This is a genomic window from Nonomuraea sp. NPDC005501 (assembly GCF_040605905.1).
GTDB lineage: Bacteria > Actinomycetota > Actinomycetes > Streptosporangiales > Streptosporangiaceae > Nonomuraea.
Genome location: NZ_JBEXDT010000068.1, coordinates 44,655 through 53,978 on the forward strand (window position 1 = coordinate 44,655; position 9,324 = coordinate 53,978).

11 protein-coding genes are annotated in these 9,324 nt (G+C 73.9%); 10 read left to right on the forward strand and 1 reads right to left on the reverse strand.

Translation table 11 applies throughout. The annotated features are described in order from the left end of the window. Positions 1 to 15 precede the first annotated feature (15 nt). The 5 genes from ABZS51_RS28665 (at position 16) to ABZS51_RS28685 (ending at position 4,193) form a co-directional block, all read left to right on the forward strand. Positions 16 to 468 carry a PH domain-containing protein gene (locus ABZS51_RS28665; RefSeq protein ID WP_355447206.1) on the forward strand — a complete coding sequence of 151 codons (453 nt, stop codon included), beginning with the start codon at positions 16 to 18 and terminating at the stop codon, positions 466 to 468. A gap of 106 nt (positions 469 to 574) precedes the next feature. Then, on the forward strand, positions 575 to 1,435 hold the full coding sequence (locus tag ABZS51_RS28670) for a MoxR family ATPase (RefSeq protein WP_355447227.1): 861 nt from the start codon (positions 575 to 577) through the stop codon (positions 1,433 to 1,435). Then, on the forward strand, positions 1,428 to 2,537 hold the full coding sequence (locus ABZS51_RS28675) for a VWA domain-containing protein (RefSeq protein WP_355447209.1): 1,110 nt from the start codon (positions 1,428 to 1,430) through the stop codon (positions 2,535 to 2,537). The genes ABZS51_RS28670 and ABZS51_RS28675 overlap by 8 nt, the downstream gene beginning before the upstream one ends. Beyond that, positions 2,530 to 3,621 carry an XdhC/CoxI family protein gene (locus ABZS51_RS28680; protein WP_355447212.1) on the forward strand — a complete coding sequence of 364 codons (1,092 nt, stop codon included), beginning with the start codon at positions 2,530 to 2,532 and terminating at the stop codon, positions 3,619 to 3,621. Before ABZS51_RS28675 ends, ABZS51_RS28680 begins: the two co-directional genes overlap by 8 nt. Next, positions 3,618 to 4,193 (forward strand): nucleotidyltransferase family protein, encoded by a 576-nt coding sequence (locus ABZS51_RS28685; RefSeq protein WP_355447215.1) that lies wholly within the window; start codon positions 3,618 to 3,620, stop codon positions 4,191 to 4,193. Before ABZS51_RS28680 ends, ABZS51_RS28685 begins: the two co-directional genes overlap by 4 nt. Here ABZS51_RS28685 and ABZS51_RS28690 read toward each other — a convergent pair. Then, on the reverse strand, positions 4,190 to 5,089 hold the full coding sequence (locus tag ABZS51_RS28690; protein WP_310714410.1) for an endonuclease/exonuclease/phosphatase family protein: 900 nt from the start codon (positions 5,087 to 5,089) through the stop codon (positions 4,190 to 4,192). The genes ABZS51_RS28685 and ABZS51_RS28690 overlap by 4 nt on opposite strands. A 108-nt stretch (positions 5,090 to 5,197) precedes the next feature. Here ABZS51_RS28690 and ABZS51_RS28695 point away from each other — a divergent pair, with 108 nt between their 5' ends. From ABZS51_RS28695 to ABZS51_RS28715, 5 genes are all read left to right on the forward strand, one after another. Then, positions 5,198 to 6,238, forward strand: a complete 1,041-nt coding sequence (locus ABZS51_RS28695) for an LLM class F420-dependent oxidoreductase (RefSeq protein ID WP_355447218.1) — start codon at positions 5,198 to 5,200, stop codon at positions 6,236 to 6,238. Positions 6,239 to 6,338: 100 nt separating this feature from the next. Next, complete coding sequence (locus ABZS51_RS28700; protein ID WP_355447230.1) at positions 6,339 to 6,401, forward strand: putative leader peptide; 63 nt, start codon at positions 6,339 to 6,341, stop codon at positions 6,399 to 6,401. A gap of 116 nt (positions 6,402 to 6,517) precedes the next feature. Further along, entirely contained in the window at positions 6,518 to 7,816 is a 1,299-nt protein-coding gene (locus tag ABZS51_RS28705) for a dicarboxylate/amino acid:cation symporter (RefSeq protein WP_310714414.1), read from the forward strand. A gap of 154 nt (positions 7,817 to 7,970) precedes the next feature. After that, on the forward strand, positions 7,971 to 8,249 hold the full coding sequence (locus tag ABZS51_RS28710) for an antitoxin (protein ID WP_355447221.1): 279 nt from the start codon (positions 7,971 to 7,973) through the stop codon (positions 8,247 to 8,249). Positions 8,250 to 8,369: 120 nt separating this feature from the next. After that, the coding region (locus ABZS51_RS28715) for a serine/threonine-protein kinase (protein WP_355447224.1) at positions 8,370 to 9,324 on the forward strand (955 nt) is incomplete at its 3' end.

Genomic DNA, 9,324 nt, shown 5'->3' on the forward strand with positions numbered 1-9,324 from the left:
CGGTAGGTTCGACGCGTGCCCGAGCCTGTGTCCGCCCCGGCCCTGCCCGTCACCTGGCGCCCGCGCCGGGGGAGGATCGTCCCGTACGTCTTCGCCGTGCTCGTCGTCGCGGGGGCCGCGCTGATGGCGCTGCTCATCGCGGAGCCGTTCCAGCTCGCCGACCGGGTCGCGTTCGTGGTGTTCGGGCTGGCGGTGGCGTGGGTGCTGCACCTGCTCGGGCGGGTGCGCGTCGAGGCGGACGAGGAGGGCCTGACCATCGTCAACGCCCTGCGCACCCACCGCTACAGCTGGCCCGAGGTCATCGACATCACGCTCCTCGTGGGCGACCCGTGGCCCCGGCTCGACTTCTCGGACGGCCGTACGATCGGCGCGATGGGCATCCAGGGCTCGGAGAAGGCCCGCGCCCGCCGTGCCACGGCCGAGCTGTCCGCCCTCATCCGCGAGCGCGGCGAGGCCCGCGAGGACTGACGCCGGACGGTCCGGCGCGTAGCCTGAAAGCGTGCTGGGGCGGACGGGTGAGGCGAGAAGCGCGGTCGGTGGCAGAGCGGGCGTCAGCGCGGGTGCGAGGGCGGGCATCGAGTCGCCGGACACGCTCGCCGAGCTGCTCGACCGGCAGGCGTACCTCGCCGACGAGGGGCTGGCCACGGCCGCCTTCCTGGCGCTGCGGATGGGCCGGCCGCTGTTCCTCGAAGGGGAGGCCGGCGTCGGCAAGACCGAGCTGGCCAAGGCGCTCGCCGCGCTGCTGGAGGCGCCGCTGATCCGGCTGCAGTGCTACGAGGGCCTCGACGCCGCCCAGGCCCTGTACGACTGGGACTTCGCCCGGCAGCTGCTCCACCTCAAGGCGGCCGAGGCCGCGGGCGTCACCGACGTGGGCCGGCTGGAGGGCGAGATCTACGACCGGCGCTTCCTCGTCGCCCGGCCGCTGCTGAAAGCCCTGGAGACGAGCCCGTGCGTGCTGCTGGTCGACGAGATCGACCGGGCCGACGACGAGTTCGAGGCGTTCCTGCTGGAGGTGCTGTCGGACTTCACGATCTCCATCCCCGAGCTCGGCACCGTGCGGGCCGAGACGCCGCCGGTCGTCGTGGTCACCTCCAACCGCACCCGCGAGGTCCACGACGCGCTCAAGCGCCGCTGCCTCTACCACTGGCTGGAGCACCCGAGCTTCGAGCGGGAGGTGGCGATCCTGCTGCGCCGGTTGCCGCAGTGCACCGAGACGCTGGCCGGGCAGGTCGCGCGGGCCGCCGCCCGGCTGCGCGGCGCGGGGCTGGTCAAGCCGCCGGGCGTGGCCGAGACGCTCGACTGGACCGAGGCGCTGCTCACGCTCGGCGCCAGGGAGCTGGACCCGGCCAGGGCCGCCGTCACGCTGGGCGCCGCGCTCAAGTACCGCGAGGACGTGGAGAGCGTCCTGTCCGGCGGGCTGCTGCGACATGAGTGAGCCGCTCGACGGGCTGGCCGCCACCGTGACCGGGTTCGCGCGGACGCTGCGGGCCGCCGGCGTGGGCGCCGACCACGAGCGGACCCGGACCCTGCTGCGCGCCCTCGACCACCTCGACGTGGCCCGGCCCCGGGACGTCTACTGGGCCGGCCGCTTCACCCTCTGCGCCGGCCCCGACGACCTGCCGCGCTACGACCGCTGCTTCCAGGCGTACTTCGGCGGCCGCGCCGCGGACCGCCGCGCCGCCGCCCCGGTGACCGTGACCCGGCACACCCTCACCCTGACCGACGACCCGGGCAAGGACACAGGCGACGACACCGGGGACGAGGACGAGCGCGACAGCGCACCCGGCAGCGCCAGCCGTACCGAGCTGCTGCGCCACCGCGACGTGGCCGCCCTCACCGAGGCCGAGCGGGCCGAGGTGCACCGGCTGCTGTCGATGCTGCGCGCCGGGCGCGCGCCGCGGCGCTCCCGGCGGTTCGAGCCGTCCTCCAGGGGCCGGCTCGACCAGCGGCGCACCCTCCGCGAGGCGCTGCGCAAGGGCGACGTGGCCCGCCTGCTGCGCAGGACGCACACCGTCCGGCCGCGCGGCGTCGTCCTGTTCGTCGACGTCAGCGGGTCGATGGCCCCGTACGCCGAGACGCTGCTGCGCTTCGCGCACGCCCTGGTCCGCGGCGAGCCGCGGGCCACCCGCGTGTACTCGGTCGGCACCCGCCTCACCCCCGTGACGGCCGAGCTGCGCCACCGCGACCCCGGCACGGCGCTGGCCGAGGCGTCCCTGGCCATCCCCGACTGGAGCGGCGGCACCCGGCTCGGCGAGGAGCTGCGGGAGTACCTCGCCCGCCACCACGCCCGCGGCCAGATCGTGGTGATCGCCTCGGACGGCTGGGAGCGCGGCGACCCGAGCCTGCTGGGCGCGCAGGTGGCCCGCCTCGCCCGGCAGGCGTACCGGGTCATCTGGGTCAACCCACACAAGGGGTACGAGGACTACGAGCCGCTGACCGGGGGCATGCGGGCCGTGCTGCCGTACCTGGACGACCTGGTGGCCGGGCACAGCCTGGCCGCCTACGAGGCACTCAGCGAAAGGCTCGCCCATGCGTGACGTGCTGCCGGAGATCACGGGGTGGTGGCGGTCGGGGCTCAGCTTCGGGCTGGCGACCGTGGTCAGCACGTTCAGCAGCGCGCCGCGGCCGCCGGGGGCGGCCATGGCGGTGCGCGGCGACGAGGTGGTCGGCAGCGTGTCGGGCGGGTGCGTCGAGGGCGCGGTGTTCGAGCTGGCCGCCGGGATCGACGAGCCCGTCCTGCAGAGGTACGGCGTGACGGACGACGACGCGTTCGCCGTGGGCCTGACCTGCGGCGGCATCATCGACATCCTGGTCGAGCCGGTGTCCGTCGAGACGTTCCCGGAGCTCGGCGACATCGCCCGCTCGGTGGAGGGGCACGAGCCGGTCGCCGTGGCCACCGTCGTGTCCGGGCCCGGCCGGGTCGGCGCCCGCCGCGTCGTCTGGCCCGGCCGCTCGTCCGGCACGCTCGGCCTCGACCGGCTCGACGAGGCCGTGGACGACGACGCCCGCGGCATGCTGGCCCAGGGCGTCACCGGGATCAGAAGGTACGGTCCGCAGGGGGAGCGGCGGCTGGACGACCTGGCCGTGTTCGTCCACTCGTTCGCGCCGCCGCCCCGCATGCTGGTGTTCGGCGCGATCGACTTCGCCGCCGCGGTGGCCCGGCTCGGCAAGTTCCTCGGCTACCACGTGACGGTCTGCGACGCCCGGCCGGTCTTCGCCACGCCCAGGCGCTTCCCGGAGGCCGACGAGGTGGTGGTCAAGTGGCCGCACGACTACCTCGCCTCGGTCGGCGTGGACGGGCGCACGGTCATCTGCGTGCTCACGCACGACCCGAAGTTCGACGTGCCGCTGCTGGAGGTGGCGCTGCGCACCCCGGCCGGGTACGTCGGGGCGATGGGCTCGCGCCGCACCCACGAGGACCGGCTGGCCCGGCTGCGCGAGGCCGGCCTGGGGGAGGAGGAGCTGGCCCGGCTCCGCTCGCCCATCGGCCTCGACCTGGGCGCCCGCACCCCGGAGGAGACGGCCGTGTCGATCGCGGCCGAGCTGATCCAGCTCAGGTGGGGCGGCTCCGGCCGGCCCCTCAGCGACACCGCCGGCCGCATCCACCACGAGGGCCCGTGAGCGCCGGGGCGCGCCGCGTGGCCGGGCTGCTGCTCGCGGCCGGCGAGGGCTCGCGGCTCGGCACCCCGAAGGCGCTCGTGGAGCACGAGGGGGAGCGGCTCGTCGACCGGGGCGTGCGGCTGCTGGAGGAGGGCGGCTGCCACCCGGTCGTGGTGGTGCTGGGCGCGGCGACCGTTCAGGTGCGTGGCGCGGTGGTGGTGCGCAACCCCGGCTGGAGGTCCGGCATGGGCTCGTCGCTGCGGGTCGGCCTGGCGGCGCTGCCCGAGGAGGCCGGGGCGGTCGTGGTGGCCCTGGTGGACCAGCCGTTCATCCGGCCGGAGGCGGTCCGCGCGCTGGTCGCCAGCGGCGCGCGGCTGGCCGTCGCCACGTACGGCGGGCGGCGGCGCAACCCGGTGCTGCTGTCGCGGCGCGACTTCGCCGAGGTGGCCCGGCTGGCGGCGGGGGACACCGGCGCCCGGCCGTTCCTGAAGGCCCATCCGGAGCTGGTGACCGGGGTGCCGTGCGACGGACTCGGCGATCCGGCCGACATCGACACCCCGGCCGACCTGGAGCGGCTGTCCAGGGACGGTTAGAGGCGGAAGGAGGCGGTGGCCGCGCGGTGGTCGCTGCCCGTCGCCGGGGCCACGCCGGCCTCGGTCGCCGTCATCCCCTTGTACAGGATGTGGTCGGGCCGGGTGATGGGGAACGACGACGGCCAGGTGAACCCGAAGCCGCGGCCCGCCTCCTGCTGCGCGTCGGACAGCGGCGGCGTCAGCCCGCGCATGCCCCGGTCGGTGGTGGCGGTGTTGAGGTCGCCGAGCAGCAGGATCCGCTTGCTGGGGTCGGCGTCCACCAGCCGGCGCGCGGCGGCCAGCGACTCGTCGCGCGAGGCGGTCTGGCCGGGCCGGGCCGAGGCCAGGTGCATGACGTACACGGTGACGTCGCCCTCGGGCGTGTCCACCACCGCCCGCAGCGCCCGCACCCAGCCCATGCCGACGTCGAGCGGCTTGGACTCGCGGATCGGGTAGCGGCTCCACAGCCCGACCGTGCTGACCGTGTAGCGATGGGGGAACAGCGTGTTCAGCCGCTTGGCGGCGGGGCCGCCGGGAGTCAGCTCCTGCGCGGCCAGCAGGTCGAGGCCGTCGGCGATGGTCCGTACGGCGGTGCCGGAGGAGCTGTTGGTCACGCCGACGTTGACGGTGCCGACCGACAGGTCGGCGGGCCCGCCGGGCGGGGTGCGTAACCAGGCGGGCCCGAACATCGCCGCCCACACCAGCCCCGGCACCAGCGCCGCCACGAGGGCCGCCCGTGAACGGGCCAGGGCCGCGAGGCCGAGCAGGACGGGCACGGCGAGGCCGAGCCAGGGGAGCACGCTCTCCACCACGGGGGTGAAGCCGCCCATCGCGGGGATCAGCCGATGCCCCGCCAGCACCACGGCCACCACGACCGCCGCTGTCACCACGATCCGCCCGACGACTCTCTTCAGCATCGGCCCCTCTCCGAGATCGGCACCAGGCTAGCCGGTCGCCGTACCGCGCGCCGACCCGCTAATCTGTTGCCCTCGCAACGGAATATCATTCGGTCTCGGGAGCCCGGTATGCGCATCGGTATGGCACTCAACTACTCGGGCGGCTTCAAGGAGACGGTCGCCGAGCTCGCCGACTACGAGAAGGCCGGGCTCGACATCGTCTTCGTGGCCGAGGCCTACAGCTTCGACGCGGTCAGCCAGATGGGCTACATCGCGGCCCGGACCGAGCGGCTGGAGATCGCCTCCGGCATCCTGCCGATCTACTCGCGCACGCCCACCCTGCTCGCCATGACCGCCGCCGGCATGGACTTCGTGTCCAACGGGCGGTTCACGCTCGGTCTCGGCGCCTCCGGGCCGCAGGTCATCGAGGGCTTCCACGGAGTGCCGTACACCGCGCCGCTCGGCCGTACCCGGGAGGTCATCGAGATCTGCCGCCAGGTGTGGCGGCGCGAGCGCGTCCAGTACGAGGGCCGGCACTACACGCTGCCGCTCCCGGCCGGTCAGGGCACCGGCCTCGGCAAGCCGCTCAAGCTCATCAACCACCCGGTGCGCCCGCGCATCCCCATCGTCGTGGCCGCCATCGGCCCCAAGAACGTCGAGCTGGCCGCCGAGCTGGCCGAGGGCTGGGAGCCGATCTTCTACATGCCGGAGAAGGCCGCGGCGGTGTGGGGCGAGTCCCTGGCCGCCGGCAAGGCCAGGCGCGACCCCGAGCTCGGCGAGCTGGACGTGATCGCCCAGGCGTCGCTGGCCATCGGCGACGACGTGGCCGGGCTGCTGGAGTTCGGACGGCCGATGGCGGCCCTCTACATCGGCGGCATGGGCGCCAAGGGCCGCAACTTCTACAACGACCTGGCCCGCCGCTACGGCTACGAGAAGGAGGCCGAGCGGATCCAGGAGCTGTACCTCGACGGCAAGAAGGACGAGGCCGCGGCGCTCGTGCCCCACGAGCTGCTGGAGAGCATCTCCCTGATCGGCAGCGAGGGCTTCGTGCGCGACCGCGTGCGGGCGATGAAGGAGTCGGGCGTGACCACGCTGAACGTCGCGCCGCTCGGCCGCACGCACGAGGAGCGGGTGCGGCTCATCGAGCAGATCAAGGACATCGCCGGCTGACGGCGGCTTCCGTCACTGTGACGCCGATCACCTCCGGAACGTGGAATACGGCCGGAGGTGCGGTGTGTTGGACAGACTCGTGAGGTTTTCCGTGGTCATCGTGTGGCTGGTCGAGCGCCTGCACATCGACCTTTGCCGGGTGATCGGGGCCATCTGTCGCTGATCGCGCTCTGACGCGCTCGATCGCCGATCCCCTTTCAACGCCACCCCAGGCGCCACCTCCCTGCCCGCATGACGTGCGCACCGCCGTGCCGTCCGCACCTCCGGAGTCTTCCTTCCGTGAAGAGATTCAGCTTCTCCCTGCAACTGCTGCTGGGCCTCGCGCTCGGCGTCGCCCTCGGTTTCGTCGCCAAGATCTGGGACGTGGCCTGGCTCACCGAGACCCTGACCAAGGTCGGCCAGATCTTCGTCCAGCTCCTCAAGGTGGCCGTGCCGCCGCTGGTGTTCACCGCCGTGCTGGTCAGCGTCGCCAACCTGCGCAACGTCAACGGCGCCGCCCGGCTGGCCACCAAGACCCTGCTGTGGTTCCTCGCCACCGCGGCCGTGGCCGTGGCCTTCGCCATCGCGCTCGGCCTGGTGATCAACCCCGGCCAGGGCGTCACCCTCGACACCGGCGCCGCCAAGGCCCCCGATCTGGAGGGCGCCGGCACCTGGCTCGACTTCGTCACCGGCATCCTGCCCACCAACGTCTTCACCGCCTTCACCGAGATGAACGTCCTCCAGATCGTCTTCCTGGGAGCCGTCCTCGGCGCCGCCGCCCTCGCGATCGGCGACAAGGCCGAGCCGTTCCTCGCCCTCAGCCGCTCCGTCCTGGAGCTGGTGCAGAAGGCGCTGTGGTGGGTGATCCGCCTGGCCCCCATCGGCACCGCCGGCCTCATCGGCAAGGCCGTGTCCACGTACGGCTGGGAGCTGCTCGCGCCGCTCGCCAAGTTCAGCGTCGCCGTCTACGTGGGCTGCTTCATCGTGCTGCTGGCCGTCTACCCGGTGCTGCTGTCCGTCTGGGGCAAGGTCAACCCGCTGACCTTCTACCGCAACGCCTGGCCCGCCATCGAGCTGGCCTTCGCCTCCCGCTCCTCGGTCGGCACCCTGCCCCTGACCCAGCGCGTCACCATCGAGCGCAACGGCGTGGACGCCGACTACGCCTCCTTCGCGGTGCCGTTCGGCGCCACCACCAAGATGGACGGCTGCGCCTCGGTCTACCCGGCGCTGGCCGCCATCTTCGTGGCCCAGGTCTTCAACGTGCCGCTGGGGGTGGGGGAGTACCTGCTGATCGCGTTCGTCTCGGTCGTCGGCTCGGCCGCCACCGCCGGCCTCACTGGGGCGACGGTGATGCTCACGCTGACGCTGAGCACGCTGGGCCTGCCGCTGGAGGGCGTCGGCCTGCTGCTGGCGATCGACCCCATCCTCGACATGATCCGCACCGCGACCAACGTGACGGGCCAGATGGTGGTGCCGGTGCTGGTGGCCCGCTCGGAGGGCCGCCTGGACGAGGCCGTCTTCAACGCGCCGCCGCAGGAGCTGGACGCCCCGCTGCAGCCCGAGCGTCCGGGACGCGCCCCGGAGCCGGCCACGGCCTGATTCCGGAGTCCGTGTGAGGGCGGGAAGCCACTGGCTTCCCGCCCTTCGCGCTGTCTGACAATCTCCGGCCTTTGGGTGGGATATCTACCTGTTTAGGGGGGATCGCTCCGTTTGCCGGGTACGCCAGTCACCGAGGCAGTGGAGGAGGTACACCATGGGTATCGGCGAATGGCTGAAGAAGGCCAAGGACGTGGCGAAGGAGCACTCCACGCAGACCGACGAGGCGCTCCGCAAGGCCGAGCAGTTCGCCCAGGAACGAACCGGCCACAAGCACGACGAGCAGATCGGGCAGGGCTTCGACGCGGTCGAGCGCACGTACCAGGACGGCGGCGAGGGCCAGACCTGCGAGGCGCCGGCCGACACGGGACAGGCCGGGGAACGGCCGGTGGGACCGGAGGAGGGCGGCGAGCGGCCGCAGCCCCCGCGTCCCTGAGCAGGTCGGCGGCGGTGCTCTCCTGAATCCGCGCTTCGGGGGACGGCTGGGGCTCTATGGTGGGTCGAAAATGCCGTTTCTGTAGTTATTGGCGGGGATATGTCGGACGAAGCGCCGTCCATGGTCGCTGGCCGGTACCGGCTCGACGAGCGCATCGGCAACGGGCCGATGGGAGAGGTGTGGCGAGGGTACGACACGCGTGCCGACTGGACCGTGGCGGTGAAGCTGCTCCGGCCGGGCGCCGCCACGCGGGAGGTGCTCCAGCGGCATGCCGAGGCGGTGGCCCGGGTCATCCACCCGAACGTCGCCATGGTGCTCGACGTGGGCGACGAGGACGGCACGCCGTACCTGGTGATGGAGTACCTCGGCGGCGAGAGCCTGGGGGAGGAGCTGGGCTCGCGCGGGCCGCTGCCGATCGCCGAGGCGTGCGACCTGGTGGGCCAGGCCGCCGCCGGGCTGGACGCCGCCCACCGCGCCGGGGTCGTGCACGGGCAGGTGGACCCGGACACCTTCCGGCGGGCCGGCAGCGGGGTGCTCAAGGTCGTCGGGTTCGGCCTGGCGGGGCTCGCCGCGCCGGGTACCCGGTACACCGCTCCCGAGCAGGCCGCCGGGCGCCCGGCCGAGCCCGCGTCGGACCTGTACGCCCTGGGGTGCGTCTGCTACGAGCTGCTGACCGGCCGCCCGGCGTTCGAGGACCCTCCGGGGGACGCCGCCGAAGAGGGGCGGGCCGAGCCCGCGTCGCCGAGCCGGCACCGTGCCGAGGTGCCCGCCGAGCTGGACCGGCTGGTGCTCTCGCTCCTGGCCGCGGACCCCGCCTCCCGCCCTTCCGGCGGCGAGCCGGTACGGCGGGCGCTGGCCGCCATCGCCCGCCCCCGCCCCCAGACCGCCCCGCCCCCCGTCACGGGCGCCACGGCCCCGCCCCCGCCCTCCGCCCCGGCCCCTTCCCATGCCACCGGCGCGTCGCCACACGGCCCGCGACCGCCCGCCCCGGGCCCGGGCGCCCCGGGCCCCCCCCCCCCCCCGGCCCGGCCGGAGTGGTGTGCGCGTACGTCGTCAGCGAGGTCGTCAAGACCGT